The organism is Zobellia sp. OII3 (assembly GCF_002211465.1).
GTDB classification, from domain to species: Bacteria; Bacteroidota; Bacteroidia; order Flavobacteriales; family Flavobacteriaceae; genus Zobellia; species Zobellia galactanivorans.
This window is the reverse complement of record NZ_MWRZ01000011.1, coordinates 70,395-89,594: the sequence shown is the minus strand read 5'-3', so window position 1 is coordinate 89,594 and position 19,200 is coordinate 70,395. Positions and strand designations below refer to the sequence as shown.

The 19,200-nt window shown below is 45.1% G+C and carries 15 protein-coding genes; 3 read left to right on the top strand and 12 right to left on the bottom strand.

Features of this window, described 5'->3' with window-relative positions:
- The 3 genes from B4Q04_RS22525 to B4Q04_RS20015 all read right to left on the bottom strand — a co-directional run.
- A partial coding sequence (locus B4Q04_RS22525) for an FAD-binding protein (protein WP_123772372.1) occupies nt 1–125 on the bottom strand: 125 nt, incomplete at its 3' end.
- 99 nt (nt 126–224) lie between these two features.
- On the bottom strand, nt 225–2,336 hold the full coding sequence (locus B4Q04_RS20020) for a thioredoxin domain-containing protein (protein WP_088697846.1): 2,112 nt from the start codon (nt 2,334–2,336) through the stop codon (nt 225–227).
- Between the two features lie 71 nt (nt 2,337–2,407).
- The gene (locus B4Q04_RS20015; protein WP_088697845.1) at nt 2,408–3,796 is read right to left on the bottom strand and encodes a sialate O-acetylesterase; all 1,389 of its coding nucleotides are present in this window, start codon (nt 3,794–3,796) and stop codon (nt 2,408–2,410) included.
- A 120-nt stretch (nt 3,797–3,916) separates the two neighbouring features.
- Between B4Q04_RS20015 and B4Q04_RS20010 the strand changes: the two genes are divergently transcribed.
- The 3 genes from B4Q04_RS20010 to B4Q04_RS20000 all read left to right on the top strand — a co-directional run bounded on the left by B4Q04_RS20010 (nt 3,917) and on the right by B4Q04_RS20000 (nt 7,701).
- Nucleotides 3,917–5,293, top strand: a complete 1,377-nt coding sequence (locus B4Q04_RS20010) for a Gfo/Idh/MocA family protein (RefSeq protein WP_088697844.1) — start codon at nt 3,917–3,919, stop codon at nt 5,291–5,293.
- 208 nt (nt 5,294–5,501) lie between these two features.
- Nucleotides 5,502–6,614 (top strand): GDP-mannose 4,6-dehydratase, encoded by a 1,113-nt coding sequence (gene gmd, locus B4Q04_RS20005; protein ID WP_013994506.1) that lies wholly within the window; start codon nt 5,502–5,504, stop codon nt 6,612–6,614.
- 1 nt (nt 6,615) lies between these two features.
- Nucleotides 6,616–7,701 carry a GDP-L-fucose synthase family protein gene (locus tag B4Q04_RS20000; protein ID WP_088697843.1) on the top strand — a complete coding sequence of 362 codons (1,086 nt, stop codon included), beginning with the start codon at nt 6,616–6,618 and terminating at the stop codon, nt 7,699–7,701.
- Nucleotides 7,702–7,797: 96 nt separating this feature from the next.
- On the opposite strand, the gene B4Q04_RS19995 is transcribed toward B4Q04_RS20000, so the two are convergent.
- The 9 genes from B4Q04_RS19995 to B4Q04_RS19955 form a co-directional block, all read right to left on the bottom strand.
- Nucleotides 7,798–8,949, bottom strand: a complete 1,152-nt coding sequence (locus B4Q04_RS19995) for a Gfo/Idh/MocA family protein (RefSeq protein ID WP_013994504.1) — start codon at nt 8,947–8,949, stop codon at nt 7,798–7,800.
- Between the two features lie 34 nt (nt 8,950–8,983).
- Nucleotides 8,984–9,796: a sugar phosphate isomerase/epimerase family protein gene (locus B4Q04_RS19990; protein WP_013994503.1), complete on the bottom strand. Its 813-nt coding sequence runs from the start codon at nt 9,794–9,796 to the stop codon at nt 8,984–8,986.
- 85 nt (nt 9,797–9,881) lie between these two features.
- Nucleotides 9,882–10,691, bottom strand: a complete 810-nt coding sequence (locus B4Q04_RS19985) for an alpha/beta fold hydrolase (RefSeq protein WP_013994502.1) — start codon at nt 10,689–10,691, stop codon at nt 9,882–9,884.
- Between the two features lie 20 nt (nt 10,692–10,711).
- Complete coding sequence (locus B4Q04_RS19980) at nt 10,712–11,740, bottom strand: sugar phosphate isomerase/epimerase family protein (protein WP_088697842.1); 1,029 nt, start codon at nt 11,738–11,740, stop codon at nt 10,712–10,714.
- A 94-nt stretch (nt 11,741–11,834) separates the two neighbouring features.
- Nucleotides 11,835–13,046: a class I mannose-6-phosphate isomerase gene (locus B4Q04_RS19975; RefSeq protein WP_013994500.1), complete on the bottom strand. Its 1,212-nt coding sequence runs from the start codon at nt 13,044–13,046 to the stop codon at nt 11,835–11,837.
- A 17-nt stretch (nt 13,047–13,063) separates the two neighbouring features.
- Nucleotides 13,064–14,134, bottom strand: a complete 1,071-nt coding sequence (locus tag B4Q04_RS19970; RefSeq protein WP_088697841.1) for an aldose 1-epimerase family protein — start codon at nt 14,132–14,134, stop codon at nt 13,064–13,066.
- Nucleotides 14,135–14,161: 27 nt separating this feature from the next.
- Entirely contained in the window at nt 14,162–15,028 is an 867-nt protein-coding gene (locus B4Q04_RS19965) for a DUF1080 domain-containing protein (RefSeq protein WP_236631058.1), read from the bottom strand.
- Between the two features lie 41 nt (nt 15,029–15,069).
- On the bottom strand, nt 15,070–17,760 hold the full coding sequence (locus B4Q04_RS19960; protein WP_088697840.1) for a c-type cytochrome: 2,691 nt from the start codon (nt 17,758–17,760) through the stop codon (nt 15,070–15,072).
- 219 nt (nt 17,761–17,979) lie between these two features.
- Complete coding sequence (locus tag B4Q04_RS19955) at nt 17,980–19,020, bottom strand: GntR family transcriptional regulator (protein WP_046287963.1); 1,041 nt, start codon at nt 19,018–19,020, stop codon at nt 17,980–17,982.
- Nucleotides 19,021–19,200: the final 180 nt, after the last annotated feature.

Below are 19,200 nucleotides of genomic sequence, written 5' to 3'. Positions count from 1 at the left end.
GGGCCCGCCTCGACCACCGCGACCTTGAGGCCCGCATCGGCCAATTGCTTGGTGGCCATACCGCCACCCGCTCCCGAACCAACGATGATAACATCATAGAGTTCGGGCGATTCTTTAATCTGCATAGTTGAGTTGTTTTGTCTGTTTATTTTGTGTGTCACAATTTATAAATAAAAAGTATTGCAACACCACTTTTAACAATTGGATTATTGTATTCCTTGTGCTTAAAAGTTTCGCATTTGCCCTAAAGCCTCGTCAACGGACTTGACCGGAAGCTTGCATGTGGTATTCCGACAAACGTAAATAAAAGTGCCATCAGCCACATAACGATCTTTAAAGAGAGGGGCATTGCTTTCCACCTTACTACCTACCACTAGGGCATTGGGCAAATGGATTTCATTTAAGGCCTTTATTAAAACCTCAGCATCTTTTCCTACCACCGCAATCTCAAAATAAGGATAAGTATGGTTCAATAAAAGGGCATTCCACTTAGAATAGCTCGGTGCACTTTCCGTTAGGGTGGGCACCATTGCCGACAACATACGCTTCGCCTTTTCGGTATACCCCGTATTGTAGTCCAAATGCCCCAAGCGGAACAAATTATGGGCCATTACGGCATTAGGGGATGGCAGTACCCCATCATCGGTTTTAATGATGCGGGCGATAAGGTCATTGCCCTCGTTATAATGGTACATCCCCGAAGTTTCATCGGCAAACCCTGCCTCCGCCTTAGCGTTCAACTCCTTGGCAAAATCTAGATATTCGGTATTCAGCGTAAGTCCGTAAAGCTCTAGGGAAGCATCGATCATAAAGGCATAATCTTCAATAAAACCCTCCTTGCGCTTGCTTCCCTTTTTAAAGGTATGGACCAGTTTTCCGTTTTGATAGGCATTCGACCGTATAAACGAAAACACGCTCTCGGCCTTTTCCAAAAAACGCTTTTGACCAAAAGCTTTATAGGCATCTACAAAGCCATTGACCAATAAGGCGTTCCAAGAGGTAATGATCTTATCGTCACTTCGCGGAAACACCCTTTTGTTTCTTTCCGCCAATAACTTTTTATTCCATTCCGACTTTATAAAGTTCAGCTTGCCCTGCTCAATATCGTGCTCCTTTACAAATTCAGCATCATCGACCTTTCTATGGAGCACGTATTTTCCGTCTTCCCAAACAGCTTCCTTATTTATGTTGTAATAGGCGGAAAAAAGCTCGAACCCCTCACCTAAGACCGACTTCAGTTCTTCTTCCTTCCACACATAAAACTTACCTTCCTCACCCTCACTATCGGCATCCAATGCCGCATGGTAGCCCCCGTTCGTATCTTTCATTTCCCTATCAAGAAAATCAATGGTTTCCCAAACCACATTTTTGTAGGCGTCATCCTTAAAAAGTGTATACGCCTTTGAGTACAGGCTTAAGACCTGGGCATTATCGTAAAGCATTTTTTCAAAGTGCGGTACTTTCCAAAAGGCATCGGTACTATACCTATAAAAACCACCACCGATCTGGTCATAAACACCCCCCAAGGCCATTTTATCCAAGGTGTTCCTTACATGCCTTTTAGCTTTGTCGTCACCCGTGAGTACGGCATAGTCCAACAAGAAACTTAGGTTTGAGGGAATCATAAATTTTTGGACACCCTTTTCCCCTCCTTCTTCCAAATCCCAATTCGGGCTCCAATTGGCGACACTGGTCTTTAGGGCCTCTTTGGTAATGGATTCGAATCCCTTCGCGGGCTCCACCAAATTGGCCTCGGCTATACCAGCCGCTACCATATCTGAATACTCCTCCGCCTTTTTCGGGTCGTTTTTGTACAATTCGCTTATTTTGGTCAGCACTTGCATCCACTGCTCCCTTGTGTGGTAAGTTCCTCCATAGAGCGGTTTCCCATTGGGAAGGGTTATTACGTTCAACGGCCAGCCTCCACTTCCTGAGATCAACTGCAATGCCGTCATATAAACTTGATCGACATCGGGACGCTCTTCACGGTCTACCTTGATGTTGATGAAATTTTCGTTCATGATTTTGGCCACTTCCTCATTCTCAAAGGTCTCATCTTCCATAACGTGGCACCAGTGGCACGAAGAATACCCGATACTGACCAATACCAACTTATTTTCTTTTTTGGCATCGTCCAATGCTTCTTGGCTCCAAGCCCTCCAATTGACCGGGTTATGGGCATGTTGCAACAAATACGGACTGGTCTCGCTGGCTAGGGCATTGGTATATTTATGTACTTTCACTTCTTGCTCGGTTTTATTTTCTTTACAGGAAACAACCATAAAAAGGGCCAGCATTGAAATACCGGTCAAACATCTAGAAAAACGTAAGGTCATAAAATTATCTTTTCCCACGAGATCAAAACAATACCGTGCGTTGAAATTAAAAAAAACGAACCGACGGCCGGTTACTCACTTATAAACGCTGAAGCCGGCAAACCCGCTCCATTAAAAAGATTCGGCTCGGCAATATTGCTCCAGCCAAAACGTACGTTCAAGGGTTCTTTTACCATCTTTGACGACAAGATCACTTTGTCTTGCTTGATGGCGGCTTTCGCCGGATGATATACCCCATCGGCACCGGCCACTTCAAAATGGGTTACTTTTTTACCCTTTGCCATGAGTCCCTTCGCATGGTCAAAGACGACTTCAATCTTTTTCCCCAAAGGATGGACCTCCTTAAAAAGCGGTCCGTAAACCTCGCCCTCATACTTTTGATAGGTTTCCTTCAGGGCCAAATTGGCCAATCGCAGACCTACATCCTGTTTATTGGTCGGGTGGATATTATCTATTGTGGCAATATCGCTCACTACCACCATACCCGAATTGGGCAAGGTCTCCAACACGCGTCTTTGTACATCCCTAATCCTTACCCCCTGCTCGGCTTCCTTATAGTTATAAGGTGCGATCTGCACGTAATAAAAAGGGAAATCGTATCCCCAAGCCTCTCGCCACGAGCCTACCATTTCGGAAAAAAGCTTGCCGTAAACATCCCATCTCCCTCTATTGGATTCCCCTTGGTACCAGATTGTACCCGCTATCTTAAAAGGCGTTATGGCATGTACCATTCCATTGTATAATTGTGAAGGGGAAACTGGGCTCCATGGGGTCTCTTCCAAGCTTTCGGCCGAGGCCTTTAGGTCTTCATTCTTGTCGAAAACAGACCTCGGGGTCCATACTTCCGCAGGAGAACCACCCCACGCATTATCGATAAGCCCTATCGGTACATTAAGTTCTCCCTGTAGCCTTCTTGCAAAAAAATAGGCAACGGCACTAAAGGTTTTCATTGTTTCGGGTGTACAAACCTCCCAAGTCCCCGGCAAATCGTCTTGTGGATAATTAGAAGTTCTTCGGGCTACCGTAAAAAGACGAATATTGGGGTAGTCGGCTTTTTTTATTTCCTCTTCGGCATTATCTATACCCGCGTTTGTGGTAGCGCTCCACTGCATATTCGATTGGCCCGAGCACAACCAGACCTCACCGATCAGAACATTCTTCAGTACAATTTCGTTTTCGTCTCCCTTAAGGCTAATCGTGTAAGGCCCACCTGCTTCCGGGGTATCGATTTCCAATTTCCATTTCGCCTCAATGTTGGTCTTTACGTGATATTCTTGATTGTCCCAACCCGTGTGGACCGTAATTTCCTCTCCCGTATTGGCCCAGCCCCATAACGAGACCTTTTCGTTTCGCTGCAATACCATATGATCGGAAAAAATATGGGGCAGTTCAATCTTTGCCCATAGGGGCTGACAGGCCAATGTCATTAAAAAAGCGACAATCAAAAATTTAGGTTTCATATACGTTAGTATTGGTTTGATAAAGTTTTAAATATACCAATTTATTAAAGCACCCCAATACAATGCTGCAAATTGTAATGATTTAAATATCTTTAGGATATAAACCGAACAAAACGACCGATGGATACCCAAAACAACCTTTTTAGCAGACGTAATTTTATCAAGGGCACTTCAAGCCTCATCGCCCTTTCTTCCTTTGGCGCCTATGCCCTGGACTTTGATTACCGTGAAAAACCTTTTAAGGTAGGACTCATCGGTACAGGTTGGTACGGAAAGAGCGATCTATTTCGGCTGATGCAAGTAGCCCCTGTTGAAGTCGTTTCGCTTTGCGACCCCGATCGGAATATGCTTTCGGAGGCCGGAAAACTGGTTGCCCTCAGACAAAAATCCAAAAAGACACCACAGCTCTATACCGATTACAAAAAAATGTTGGCGGAACGCAACCTAGATATCGTGCTGATCGGAAGTCCCGACCATTGGCATGCCTTACAAGGCATAGAGGCCCTTAAGGCCGGTGCACATGTATACCTTCAGAAACCCATAAGTGTAGACGTTATGGAAGGTGAAGCCTTGGTGGCCGCCGCAAACAAATACGGCAAGGTAATTCAGGTGGGCACCCAGCGAAAAAGTACGCCCCACCTGGTAGAAGCCAAAAAGAACATCGTAGATGCCGGACTATTGGGTAAAATATCACATGTAGAAATCTGTTGTTATTACCATATGCGGGCCAATGACAACCCTCCCTTACAAGAGGTACCCGATTATTTCGATTATGAAATGTGGACAGGCCCCGCTCCCTTGAGACCTTTTGACGGCATGCCCCACAGACGATGGTGGCGTACCTTTATGGAATACGGCAACGGAATTATGGGCGATATGTGCGTTCATATGTTAGACACCGTTCGTTGGATGTTGGACCTCGGATGGCCCAATAAAATCAGCTCCACCGGTGGTATTTACGTGCAAAAAGACGGGAAATCGAATATTGCCGATACCCAAACCGCTATTTTTGAATTTGACGAACTCGACTGCGTATGGAACCATAGGTCATGGGGCACCCCTGCCGACCCCGAATACCCTTGGTCGTTCAAGCTTTATGGGGAAAAGGGAACGCTTTCGGGGGATGTTAAAAAATACGATTTTGTCCCGACCGGAAAGGGTGAAAAAATTCATGGCGACGTGCTTTACGAAAGGGAAAAATATCCGGAAGACCTGACCGAAAAAGACATAGAACTACATGCCGCACCGGCCACACGGGCCCATATGATCGACTTTTTAAACGCCATACATACGGGAAGCATACCTGTAGCCAATATTCAAGAGGCACACATATCGACGGCTAGTTGTATTCTGGCCAACATGGCCATGAAACTCGGGCGTCCCTTGGTCTACGACCAAAAACAACGTATCGTGGTCAATGACCCCGAAGCCACCCAACTTTTGCAACGGACGTACCGGGAAGGATGGCAACATCCGCTTCCGAAAATGTTTGAGTAAGAAAAAAATTACGTTTTTCGTAATCAAGATTTACAGCAATTACTTCTTTTATCATAAATCCATGTTCATAATAAGGGTTTCTCAAAGTATGAGCGGTACAATCGTAGTATCCTTATTTTTAAATTATTTTGGCGTTATGGTTATGTCCATAACGATATAAATCGGCATCTTTGCCGAAGAAAATAAAAAACCATTAGCACTCAGCATTATGAAAAAATGTTTGATTACAGGAATAACAGGCCAAGATGGAGCATATTTGGCTGAATTTTTATTAAAAAAAGGATATCAGGTCCACGGACTAAAGCGAAGGTCATCGCTTTTCAATACGGATAGAATCGATCACTTGTACCAAGATCCGCATGTTGAAAATCGGAATCTTCACCTTCACTATGGTGATATGACCGATAGTACCAACCTAATTCGCCTTATACAGGAAATTCAACCCGACGAAATATACAATTTGGCGGCAATGAGCCACGTAGCGGTTTCTTTTGAAACTCCTGAATATACGGCCAATGCCGATGGTATAGGTACCCTTCGTATTCTAGATGCCGTACGTCTTCTTGGATTGGAGAAAAAGACCCGTATCTATCAAGCCTCGACTTCTGAGCTCTATGGTAAGGTGCAAGAAGTACCACAGTCGGAAACCACACCGTTCTACCCTCGTAGCCCATATGCTGTTGCAAAAATGTACGCCTATTGGATTACCGTAAACTATCGTGAAGCCTATGGCATGTACGCTTGTAACGGTATACTTTTCAACCATGAATCGCCTATCCGTGGGGAAACTTTTGTTACCCGTAAGATTACAAGGGCGGCTTCAAGGATCGCATTGGGTCTTCAAGACAAGGTTTACCTAGGTAACCTCGATGCAAAAAGAGACTGGGGCCACGCCAAGGATTACGTAAGAATGATGTGGATGATCCTTCAGGCCGATGAACCGGAAGATTGGGTCATAGCCACCGGAAAAACGACCACTGTTCGTGACTTCGTTAAAATGAGTTTCGCCGAGGCGGGAATCGAAGTTGCTTTTACAGGAGAAGGTGTTGATGAAAAAGGTACCGTCGTTTCTTGCAGCAACCCCGATTACCAAGTAGAGATAGGAAAAGAAATCGTTGCCGTTGACCCTAGGTACTTTAGACCAACGGAAGTAGACCTTCTTATCGGTGACCCGAGCAAGGCCAACAACAAATTGGGATGGACCCCAAAATACGATTTGAAAGATTTGGTGGAAGATATGATGCAGAGCGATTTAAAATTGATGAAGAAAGACACCTACCTAAAAGAAGGTGGCTATCGTATCATGAATTATTTCGAATAGCATGGACAAGGATGCAAAAATCTATATTGCAGGACACCGTGGCCTTGTAGGCAGCGCCATTTTAAAAAAGCTCAAGGCCGAAGGGTTTTCCAATTTCGTATTGCGTACGCATGCCGAACTTGATTTGACCGACGCCAATGCCGTAGCTGCTTTTTTTGCCGAAGAAAAACCAGAATACGTTTTTCTTGCAGCGGCAAAAGTGGGCGGTATCGTAGCGAACAATACCTATAGGGCCGATTTCATTTACGCCAACCTCATGATCCAGAACAACGTTGTACACCAAAGTTATGTGAACAACGTAAAGAAGCTTCTGTTTTTGGGCAGTACCTGTATTTACCCCAAGGCCTGTCCGCAACCCATGAAAGAGGACTATCTACTTACGGATACCCTTGAGTATACGAACGAGCCTTACGCCATTGCCAAAATAGCCGGTATTAAACTTTGCGAAAGCTATAATTTACAGTACGGCACCAATTTTATTTCGGTCATGCCCACCAACCTGTACGGCCCGAACGATAATTTTGATTTGGAAAAGTCGCACGTACTTCCTGCCCTAATCCGCAAAATGCATTTAGGCAGGGCCTTGGAAGCGCAAGACTGGACAACGGTGCGTAAAGATTTGAACGAGCGCCCGATCGAAGGTGTCGATGGCAAGGCAAGCGAAAGCGAAATCTATTCCATCTTAGAAAAATACGGCGTTAAGAAGACCGACGACAAGGTAAGTGTCGAAATTTGGGGCAGTGGAAAACCCATGCGTGAGTTTCTCTGGTCGGAAGACATGGCCGATGCGTGTATTTTCATTATGAAAAGTAGAAATTTCGAAGACACCTATGCTCCTGCCGAGAAGGAAATCAGAAATACCCATATCAATATCGGTACGGGCAAAGATCTCTCTATTCGCGAGTTGGCCGAATCCATAAAAGCTATGGTCGGTTTTGAAGGTCCTTTACAATTCAATGCCGACAAACCCGATGGCACTATGAAGAAATTGACCGATGTCTCTAAGCTTCACGGTTTGGGCTGGAAACACCAAATAGATCTTGAAGAAGGCATTAAAAAAATGTACGATTGGTACCGTTCCGCCTAAGGAAGCCTTCTATTACATAAAGTAAAACCCGAAATACAGCTTTTAGCAATGTATTTCGGGTTTTTAATTTTACTCGGTTTTAGGCCCAAGGCATGCCTACACCAGACCTGTATCTTTCCAGCTTTTTGAATTGGCCGAATTGATAACGGCCTCACAAACCTTTTGGGTCATCAAGGCATTTTCAAAGGTGGGCTCACAGGCTTCCCCGGTTTCCAAACTTTTTAAAAAATCGGCCACTTGGTGCACAAACGAATGTTCATAGCCGATAGACGTACCCGGAATCCACCATTTATCCATATAAGGCTGGTCACTGTCCGTTATCAAGATCCTGCGCCATCCCCTCACCACGGCATCATCTGCATGGTCGTACATTTCAAGGTAGTTCATATCGTGCAAATCCCATCTCAAGGAAGCATGTTCCCCATTGATTTCCAAGGTATTCAAAGCCTTATGCCCCCGGGCGTAACGGGTGGCCTCAAAAAGGCCCAAGGCCCCGTTCTCAAAGTGGCAATGAAAAATACAAGCATCATCTATGCTTACCTTTGTGACCTCACCGGTATCTTGGTGTACGCGTTCCTTTATAAACGTCTCGGTTACCGCAGACACGTCTTTAATCGGTCCGTTCAACCACATGGCACTATCGATACAATGCGCCAAAAGATCTCCCGTTACTCCTGAACCCGCAGCTTCGGCATCTAATCGCCATAGGGCCTCGCCACCTTGTGGCAGCTCGGGGTTGATGGTCCAATCTTGTAAAAAATTGGCCCTGTAGTGGAATATCTTACCCAGCTTACCCGAATCGACGATCTGTTTGATCAAGGTAACGGCCGGTATACGACGGTAGTTATAGAAAACGGTATTCGCTACACCGGCCTTTGCAATTGCATCGACCATAGGCTGGGCTTCCGCTACGGAACGCGCCAAAGGTTTTTCGCAAAGTACCATTTTACCCGCCTCGGCGGCCGCAATGGCAATATTGGCATGCATGTGGTTAGGGGTACAAATATCGACGGCGTCAATATCGTCCCTGGCAATAACCGCCCTCCAATCCGTTTCATACGACTCATAGCCCCATTGCTCGGCAAAGGCCTTTACCTTTTCCTCGGTTCTGGCACACACTGTTTTGAGCACCGGTCGATATTCAAGTTCAGGGAAAAAATCACCGCTACGCTTATAACCGTTTGTATGCGTTCTTGCCATTAAACCAGTACCTATCAATCCTATCCGGAGTTCTTTTTTGTGTGCCATTTATCTGTAGTTTTAAATTAAAAAATGTTCTTTTCTATATCAAGGGTCTCAATACTTCTTCTATATAAACACCATCTTGCATGGTAATGCCGTCGGGATCGGTGATAGCAGCATCACATTCATCTTCTACGATGATCCACCCTTCAAAATCGGTTTCCTTTAAATACGATGTTATTCCCTTAAAATCAATAATACCATCGCCCATTGCCGCCCATTTGCCATTGTCGTACATATCTTTATAATGCACACAATTGACCAACTCGCGATATTGCTTTATAATGGGCAAGGGGTCCATGCCTCCTTTGGCCATGTGCCCTACATCAGGCGTATATTTAATGACCCTACTATCCAAACCGTTCAATAAGATTTTGTAATCTTCTTCGGTTCTATAGATCGAGCCCATGGGAGAATTGGGGTGATATGAACATACCACACCTTCGCCTGCCGCCCTGGTGGCGATTTCGTTCACACAAGTCAACAGGTTTTGTTGACGTTCTTTTAAGTGCTCTCGATCTTGCCCCGGCATTTGCACCAATAGAAGAATAGCTTCGGGAAAATGCTTCATAAACTCGATCCATTGATCCGCATTCTTTCTTTCGGCATCCGTCTCTTTCGGATTACGCCAATCTTCCACATGACAAAGCACCGACAATTCAATATTATTCCTGTCCAAGGCCTCCTTAAAGACTTTTGGATCGGTAAAGCCGTTCATAAAACCGGTATCGGGTTCAATGCCTTTGAATCCGGCCTTAGAAGTTACCTCTATTATATGCTCTAATTTATTTTTATACGTTTCACCGGACATTGCCCAAGTATAGGTCTCACAACCAATTTTTATTTTTGACATCGTTATTTTTTTATTAGGGTTGAATTTGCCGTCACCTCGAATAGGGATACAAAATATATGTACCTATTCCATTGCAAGGCTCGACTTAATAGTTGGCTTTTAACCAATTCAAAACTCTTGGATTAAAATCATCCAATTTTTCCCAATGGAAAGCATGCCCTGCATTGTCGTACAGATGCAGTTCGCTATCAGGGATACCTTCGGCCACCTCACGCACCATCCATTCAGGAACGAACATATCTTGCTTGCCCCCGATTACGAGGGAAGGCGACTTAATTTGCGGCAGCTGATCCACCACATTGTGGCTTATACAGGCCTCCGCTTGGGCCTCCAAACCGTGCAAGGGCTGTTGAATGGCTTCTAAGGCCGCTCCTTTTTGCCCTTCCAACAAGCCCTCATATTCGGCGTCATTATCAAAGGTGGCTTTGTCAAAAATGAGCAACTGCATAAAATGGGCAAATTGCTCAGGCCTCAAATGGGCCTTTATGTGAGTTATATGTCTAAAAATAGCTTCTCCTTTTCTATCGCAACTGGCCCAAGGACACATGGCCACCATGGCAGACACCTTTTCAGGATGCCTAATGGCCATCTGCAAGGCAATCGCCCCGCCCATAGATACGCCAACCACTGCGGCATTCGGTATTTTCAAGGCGTCTAAAAGTGCTGCGCTATCATCGGCCATCTGGGCCGTTGTATAGGGACCTTCCGGTTTATCGGACAAGCCCACCCCGCGGTTATCGAAAATGATACAGCGGTATTCTTTTTCCCAATACGAAACATGTTTTTCCCACACGGAACATGGGGCGGTAATACCCATAATCAACAACAATGGTTTTCCCTTACCTCTTATTTCGTAGTATAATTGTATTCCGTTAACCGTAACAAATGACATCATGATTCTCCTTCTTTTGTTAGTTAACTCCATCCGTGTAATTCCCGCACCTTGATCAAGGTCGCCAGAATATCGTTCCAGGTCTGTTGCTTCATCATCACATCGTTATCGAACATACAACCGTCCCAACAAATATGCTTGAAAGCCTTGGTCAATTCGCCGTTACCGTCACGTAACCAATAGCCGGCGTCGTTGGCAACATCCAGTTTTCCGTTGGGATCCGTAGCCAAGCAGTGGCGTCCGGTCTTATCGTGCGATCCCGTTCCGTGAACGGTTCCATCATTTTGGGCCACGTGAAAATCAATGGTCCAAGGCCTTAGGGCGTCGGTAACCGTTTTTAGTCCGGCTTCCAAGGTTTTTCGGTCGGACCAGTCGAAGTCTTGAGGTAGAATTCGATCTTCAGGGGCATTGTAGCCCAACAAATACAAAAGGGTATGCGACATATCGGCCTGAAATCCGATATTGGGTCGATCAACGGCCTCCAAGGTTTCCACCATCGCTTTCCAGCTGTGCATTCCTCCCCAGCAAATTTCGCCTTCGGCAGCCAATTTTTCATCATAATCGGCAGCCACATCACAGGCCTCACGGAATGTTTTGGCTATCAATTTGGTATTGTTCACGGGGTCTTTGGCCCATTCTTCGGGACTAGAAGCCGAATCTATGCGAATTACCCCATATTGTCTTACGCCGTGTTCACGGAAAATTTTACCGAAATGACATGCGCGCTGTACCATAGCTGCAAAAGTCTTGCGGTCATCATCGGAACCCAAAGTAGGGCCTCCCCAAATAGGGGCCACGAGCGTACCGATGTTCAGACCATGGCCCGCTACCTTGTCGGCCAGGCGTTTGATGTCATCGTCAGAACTATGAATATCAACGTGCGGATCAAAGAGTCCGATATCTATACCGTCGAACTTTATACCGTTCACTTCAGCCTTGGCCGTCATTTCAAGCATTTTATCAAGGGAAATGGGAGGCTCTGAATCAGGGCCTTTACCCACGATACCGGGCCATGAGGCATTGTGGATTTTTGGAAAAGCGTTGTCTTTCATACTTCTGTACTTTTAAATTAAACGTATCTATTTTTTGATTTCGAGTGCATCTTATTAAACGTAAAAAATACACTTGCTCTAAAATACGGTTTATTTATAATTTAAGGTCAGGATTTTTAGGTCCAAAGTGTTTTAACATGACAATTGGGTCGGTTTTGCTGTGATTTACAATAGTTACACCTGTTTTTGCCGCTTTTTCAGTAACAAAATATTCATCGTGTGTCAATTGTCCGTAGCGGATCAGCGATGGTGTTTCAATATCCCATACGCCCATCTTGCCATGCCCTTGCATCATGATCATTCCGTAACATGCGCTATCCTTGATCGTAACCGTTTGACCTGGCAAGACCGTCAATTCTTTGGCACTAAAGGCCTCGGAGCGATAACAGATCCATTTATCGACATAGCCTTCCGCTTCCATTTCTTCAAGTGGCTTTACGGGAACAGGTCTCATAAAACGGGTTTCCAACATATTCGGATCCGTGTTCAACTCCCAATCTATAACTTCCATCAACTGGTCATAATCGCCCATTCTATCTTTTGGCGTTCCGTTCCACAATAGCTCTTCTGGAATAATAGCCTCGTTTACCAAAGATTGGTACATGGCAAAAACATCGGAAGCCTTTTGCGGCTCGTAGGTACACATGCTTCCCGGCGCATGGAGCATTCCTGGTGGCACATCCCATCCTGTTCCGGGCTCTAACCTAAAAGCCGACGAAAAATTGGTGATCTTATTGTCCCCTTTAGAAAAATTCATCAAACATTCCTTTATTTCTTCCTTGGTCGTCCCCGGCGTTATACCGAAGAAGGTATACGGAAAGTCCCCGCCATGGTTGTTTACTTGAGGTGGAAAATAATAGGCTTCAGGCTTTCCTTTTTGTCCGATTTTCGCGGCATGTTCATCGTTGTGATGAATGTGATGCGGCAAGGGGCCCATATTGTCAAAAAACTTGGAATACATAGGCCAGCTCTCATACTCGTTCCACAAGCGATCACCTATAATCTCTCCCTTTAACTCATCAACTACATCTTTGAGAAGAATCTGTACTTCCTTTCCGCCATCTTCAAGAACAACTTGGCTAAGGCCTTCGTTCTTACCCGTCAAGGGACCGTTCTCCGCAGGGGTCGTAGAAGAAAACCAACGTTCGTCGATCCCGCCTCGTTCACCTCCTAAGACGTAGTAATCGTCTGGGTGCAATTTTATTCTTCTACCAGGAACACAGAAAGACCGCGGTACCCATGTCGGCGCCAATCGTAAAATTCCCTGTCCTTGTTCCAATGCCTTTTCAGCTAATGAATTTGCCATATTGTTCAATGTTTATTTTATAAAAAGGATGTTATAAATGATTCTATTTTTTCGGGCGCCAGCACTTCCAATTCCAGTGTATAGCTCCTGCTTTCATTCGGCGATAAAAAAATCAGGCTCTCTTCTTCCCTAGCCCTTTTCTGGCCTATGGGCGGATTTGTAGCCGGTTCAAGAGCGGTCACGTATTCGTTTTTTCCCCAGTGCTGCCAATTGATCAACCAGGGCAGTTGTTCTTTAGGAAAGCGAAGCGCCACGGCCAAACCTAACTTTTTGTTATAGATACCACAATTGGCATTTCCGGAAGCATCGGATTCTACATCGATAAAGGCCACGTCTTCCCCCGTACCCGAATGTGCTTCCATGGGAGCCGGGCATTTGCGGAAGTTTATTCCGTCTTTAAATATTTTTCCTTCAGCATCAGGGGTAGGCGATTGCCAATCTCCCTTCCATAACAAATCCGTTCCTTCGTCTATCAGGGGCCAACCAAAATTCACATGGTACAAAATCATATGTGGCACTTTTTGGTTCCCGCGGTTTATGACCTCATCGTGAATACTGATCTTTGCTTCGCCCAATTGGCCCGAAATGGTTCGTTTCAACTCCAATGACGGACCAAATACTTGGGTTTCTCTAATTATACCGGTAATGCTCATTTCCATTTTTCCGGCAGCCGGATCGGGTTGGACGATCGATATAATCTCGGCAGGCGTATTACTGATCAGGCCGTGCAGTCCCCTAGCCCCATACCCATCTTCCTCCGGTCCGCCCACATGCGATAATCCGCATGTAGTTAGAAGTCCCCCTCCAAAATTGCGGATCCACCCCATTCCCTTATCGGAAAAACGCTCGGGCGGAACAACGCCGGTATGGCTTAGCCAAGCCAAGCTATGCTCTTTGTAAAAGGCATCGGCAATGTCCATTCCGCGGTCAATTACGAGCTTGTACCGAAGTCCGGTTCCCGTATTGATCCATGCAATACGGGAACCACGTCCCAATCCATTATCGAGCACAGAGGTTTCAATACCTCCAATTTGGGCGGTATTGCCTATTTTATCCTTGCCGTTATGTATAAAATCGAGAGCTGACATTGCTGCTTTATGTTTGTTCAATACTTGCTATAATTCTTTAAGGAATATATTCTTGTAGGCCACTTTCATCGGCGGGCCAACATGCACCTGCATACCCAAATGGCCCGACATCTTACGATTGACGGAATCATTATCGGTAACATCACTCATCAGGATGCCGTTTACATAGTGTTGCAACCTATTGCCTTGAACCACTAAACGGACATGATTCCAATCTTCCATCCGTATCTTGGTTTTTAGCGAATCGCTATCACCTAAAGACTCGACCACTTCCCTACTCTGCCAGCAATTTTTTTTTACGTTGTCGCGCAAAACCGCTGTATTGTGATCCGTTTGCCCCTTGACCAATACCTTTTCGCCTCGATAGGCCAAAGTGGTTCTTTTTCTTTCTTCGTAATTCTGCCCCGTATACCTGTTCTTACCGTCAATATCGGCCTGATAGCCGCGCAATGCATAAGGTATGGAATCTAAGAGTTCACTTCTATAATTGATACCGCTGTTTCCCGATTCGGTAATCTTTACGTCGAGGCGCAGTTCAAAATCGTCGGCTTGCCCGCCTTGCCATATGACAAAGGTGTTTTTCTTCAGTGGGGTTTCAGGGCTTACCTCTCCGACCAGGTTTCCATCTTCCACCCTCCAATACGTCGGATTTCCTTCCCATCCTTCCAAATCCTTTCCATTGAAAATTTCAACGAAGCCCTCTTCCTTCCTTTCGGTAGTGGCATCACCCGAACCACGCACTTCCTTACATCCGAGCTGACCTATACAAACCGCTGACATTAGGACAACAAAAAGCGTTCGGCTGCCCGAAAAGGAGAAGTATAAGGCCTGCTTCCTTTTTGATATCACGCCCTGAACGGACTTCTTATATTTTACAAGAACTGAATTTTGCATGTCTTTTTCGCACTACGAAATGGCGATTTGTGTATAATTTTTTATTCTTTGGAAAAAATCTCGTTTTTTGTATCCCCACCAGAGATAAGATAGGCCAGTAAATCCTTTACCTCATCATCGCTCAAGCGGTTAATGCTACCCGGTGGCATCAAGGAAACCGTAGACATTTTCATATCGGTCACCTCATTTTTGGGTATACTCCTGATAATTTCGGGCGCATACGGATTTTGGGAAACCTTGTAATCGGCCCCTTCCTCACTGATCAATCTCCCCACAATGGAGTTGCCATCTTTTAAAGAGAAAACAGTTGTATTGTACTGGTCTGGAATCACATCATTAGGATCTATAATGGCCCTTAGGATATCTTCGGGAGAAAATCGGGTTCCGACCTGCGTCAAATCAGGACCTATATTCTGACCTTCGCCGCGCATACTATGGCAGGTGATACAATTGGTGGCCAAGAACATATTCCTGCCCGTTTCAAAATTCCTATTATGTAAACCATCGACCAACAAGGGGGCGATGTCTTCTTCTTTCCATCTCTTGCCCGGACCTTTAGGTTGCACGGCACTTGAAGCCAAAGAGTTCCCCGACTTGCTAAGCAAGGAATCCCCGGACATTTGGTTGTAAAACTCCCTTTTACTATCCGCTACATGGGTCAGTGCCTTTTTCCGAGCCTTATCGATAAAACCGATATAGCTACGGCCCGCTTTGAACGAAAAGGCCTTATAAAACCACTTGAAATACTTTTCCCTTAGTTGGGGGGTCCATCCGGTCGTAGCATCCTGAAGCACCAAACCGTAATAGGTATGTTGGGCCAAGGGCATATTTTTCAGCGTTTCGGCTATATCCATTCCGTACTGGGGGTTTCTCAAGATCAAGTCCGCCGCATCGGTGGCCGTATTGGCCATAACGGAGGCATTCTCCCCTTCTTCAGACTCTAGCAACCTCAAGGTTTTCGAAACCACCGAAGGATCATCTACGTACACTAGGGTCTTGCTCAACAACTGGTTCAACACGTCGGTATCGGCCGGGTAATGAGGCGAAAGATACGCACTGATATTTCTTTTGATATCGGCGTTCGGCTTTCCGAAGCGCGACAAGGTAAGCTCAATGGCACGTACCAAATCTACTTGATGCTGCTCAGAAAGACTCACATAATCAATATTGACCAAGGTGTTCAATAAACGATCGCGTTGGCTTGCATCTCCCTGTCTGGCCAAAGCTACCACACCCTGTATTTTTCGAATCGCATCGGCCTCCTTAAAGACCATTTCCTGCCAAGTGGCAACGGGTTGGTGTTCTACCGCAATACGGGCGGCATATTGAACAAAGCGATCTTTGCTCTTCAGGAAAGGCCAAGCGAAGGCCAAGGCCCCTTCCTTTGCTTCCCCATGGTAGGTTTCCAGCTCTTTACGGATCTTGTTTTCCTTGGTATCTTCCAAAACAATATCCGAAGCATCAATAGATTCCTGGTCTTTATAATAGACGCGATACAGATCCGATTCCAATCGTCTTCCTCCCGTCATAAAATACATGGCACCGTCAGGACCTATGACCCCATCGGTCAGGGGAAGTGGAATTCCCGATAAAAACTCCTCTTTCTTTCCGATGTACGAAGCGCCCTTTTGTTCCATTTCTATCGCGTAGATAATACCGAAGCTCCAATCGAAGGCAAAGACACTGTTTTGATATTTTGAAGGGAATTTGGCACCTTTTCCGTATACGACATTGGTTGGCGAGCCCTGACCTATATTCAGTACCGGAGGTAAATTGTCAGGATAAGCGGCCGACCACTTTCCGTTACCCGTTCGCCATCCAAACTCGGCCCCGCTAGTCACATGGCAGATACGTGTCGGGCGATACCACGGCATACCCAAATCCCATTCCATATCCGAGTCGTAAACGAACATATCCCCTAAGTCATTGAACGCCAAATCGAAGGGATTTCGAAAACCGGAAGCTACCAATTCCCAGCGTTTTCCTTCGGGATCCAGATGGGCTACCCAACCTCCTGGCGCCCCACGGTCATTGGCATGTCCGCGTGGATCCTTTATCTGTGGAAAAAGGTTGTCGTCTTTCCAATTATTCGGAAGGCAGTATCCATCCATTTCCGGCAAATCGGTATGGTTGCCCGCAATCACGTAAAGTGATTTTCCATCAGGGGAAGGCACGATACTATGAGGGCCGTGCTCCCCAGCCCCCTCTAGGGATTTCAAAAGGGTTATTTTATCGTATTGATCATCATTATCGGTATCTTGTAACCTATAGAGACCGCTGGTCTTTTCAAATGCATCGTCACCCCTATGATTGACCATAACGTACAGACTATTAAAGGCATATAACAAGCCTTGTGCGTAGCCCATCTGTATGATGGAATCGGCCACCTGCTCACCGGTGTGGATCTTCAACTTTTCGATTTCGGGCAAGAGATTATCGGACCCTATCGGTGAGATTTTCATACGGTACAGGGCACCGTATTGGTCTGAAGTAATGAGCCGCCCTTTGTTGTCAAAGGTCATGGCCACCCAACTTCCCATACCATTGTCTCCCGGACTATATAAATGCTCCGCGGCGAAACCCGGTTGCAATTTTAACTTTGCAATTTTCGGATGTTCAGCACCAAGGGCAACACTAGTCTTCTTCGCATCGGAAGAACACGAGAATGTCAATAGCAAAACACAACAGACGAAAAGAAAAAAGATGTCGGTTTTCAGTGTTTTTACGGTCATATGCTTAGTTTTTGCTCTTAAAAAGAGGATAATCGGCCCTGTGCCGGTCCATATCTTCTTCTAAGTTAGTGTAAATGTGCTACGCCTTGGCTTTACCACAGCAATACTACACTTCTACGAGCCTAAAACTAATGAAGCATTTTTTCTTTACTATCCTGTAGTGTACTGCATGGGAGGGATTCGTTTCAATTCGGCCAAAACACAAAAACGAAAGCAGGCCTATACCGATTCCCTATCTATAAAGTTAAAGGGATTCTTGACCTTTCCTTTTTTCTTGTTCAGGATCATCTGGGCGGCAGTTTGCCCCATCATCTTAAAATCGGTAGAAATAACCGTAATACCCAAAAGCTCCTTTAACGGTGTATCATTATATGAGATGACCCCGATATCTTCCCCTAGGGCAAATTCCTTATCGCGAATCTGATTGACGAGATTAACAAGGTCGGTTTCCTCTATGGTAATAAAGAGATCTCCTTTTTTCAGGATGATATCATCATATATTTCGCCTAAAATTTCAAAGGCTATGGAAAACTCGGCGCAAAACTTACGGAAACCGTGAAGAATGCGTCTTGGATAAGGGTGCATTGAACTTTCAGGAAAGACCAGTACAAGTTTTTGGTACTTTTTTATTTTGGGCAGTCCATCTTTTAGGGCATTATAGATATCGTTTTCAAAATCTTGATACACCTCAATACAATTACCCTTTATCTGTAGCTTGTTATTATCCATAATAACGAGCTTGTCATCAGGTATGGTGTTAATGGCCTTGACCGCTTCATCGGTAAAACTCAAGTGCTTTAAATCATCGGTCTTGAAGTGCGGCATGATCACATAGTAATCGTAGGCCCTTATGTTCTTATCCAGTAGGTTCAAAAAGAGCGAATCATCACAGTGGTAAATATGGAGGTCCGTATGGGAATTCGCCCCTATACTATTGATAAACGAATTGTAAATCTGCATCTTGTAGGTACTCAACTTATTGATCAAGAACAAGATGTTGACCTTTGAAATCAATTGGGTCCTGGTAACGTAATAACCCTTCCCGCGAATCGACGAGATTATCTTTCGCTCTTTAAGAATATTGTACGCCTTCTCGACCGTATCCCTTGAAAGCAAATATTCTTCACTAAAACTGTTTATAGAGGGTATTTTCTCGTCTATTTTCAGCTTGCCCGTAGAAATGTTATGGATAATGGAATCGACAATTTGCCTATATTTAGGTATTCTCGATTGTTCGTCTATCTGTATATGTTTAAACATTTCCATTTTAAAGGGACATTATAAAATCTTGGTGAAGTTCAAAAAAAAATATAGAATAAAAGAATTTGATTTTACAAATTGTAAAAGCGCACACCTTACGATCGGTATAAAATAAAAAGCCCCACTACGGTACAGTACAGGATAGAAACACGGTAACACTGTTTTACTTTAGCCTCAACT

Coding starts and splice junctions, on each gene's coding strand:
- B4Q04_RS20020 (WP_088697846.1), bottom strand. CDS start 2,336: ATGACCTTACGTTTTTCTAGATGTTTGACCGGTATTTCAATGCTGGCC.
- B4Q04_RS20015 (WP_088697845.1), bottom strand. CDS start 3,796: ATGAAACCTAAATTTTTGATTGTCGCTTTTTTAATGACATTGGCCTGT.
- B4Q04_RS20010 (WP_088697844.1), top strand. CDS start 3,917: ATGGATACCCAAAACAACCTTTTTAGCAGACGTAATTTTATCAAGGGC.
- gmd (WP_013994506.1), top strand. CDS start 5,502: ATGAAAAAATGTTTGATTACAGGAATAACAGGCCAAGATGGAGCATAT.
- B4Q04_RS20000 (WP_088697843.1), top strand. CDS start 6,616: ATGGACAAGGATGCAAAAATCTATATTGCAGGACACCGTGGCCTTGTA.
- B4Q04_RS19995 (WP_013994504.1), bottom strand. CDS start 8,949: ATGGCACACAAAAAAGAACTCCGGATAGGATTGATAGGTACTGGTTTA.
- B4Q04_RS19990 (WP_013994503.1), bottom strand. CDS start 9,796: ATGTCAAAAATAAAAATTGGTTGTGAGACCTATACTTGGGCAATGTCC.
- B4Q04_RS19985 (WP_013994502.1), bottom strand. CDS start 10,691: ATGATGTCATTTGTTACGGTTAACGGAATACAATTATACTACGAAATA.
- B4Q04_RS19980 (WP_088697842.1), bottom strand. CDS start 11,740: ATGAAAGACAACGCTTTTCCAAAAATCCACAATGCCTCATGGCCCGGT.
- B4Q04_RS19975 (WP_013994500.1), bottom strand. CDS start 13,046: ATGGCAAATTCATTAGCTGAAAAGGCATTGGAACAAGGACAGGGAATT.
- B4Q04_RS19970 (WP_088697841.1), bottom strand. CDS start 14,134: ATGTCAGCTCTCGATTTTATACATAACGGCAAGGATAAAATAGGCAAT.
- B4Q04_RS19965 (WP_236631058.1), bottom strand. CDS start 15,028: ATGCAAAATTCAGTTCTTGTAAAATATAAGAAGTCCGTTCAGGGCGTG.
- B4Q04_RS19960 (WP_088697840.1), bottom strand. CDS start 17,760: ATGACCGTAAAAACACTGAAAACCGACATCTTTTTTCTTTTCGTCTGT.
- B4Q04_RS19955 (WP_046287963.1), bottom strand. CDS start 19,020: ATGTTTAAACATATACAGATAGACGAACAATCGAGAATACCTAAATAT.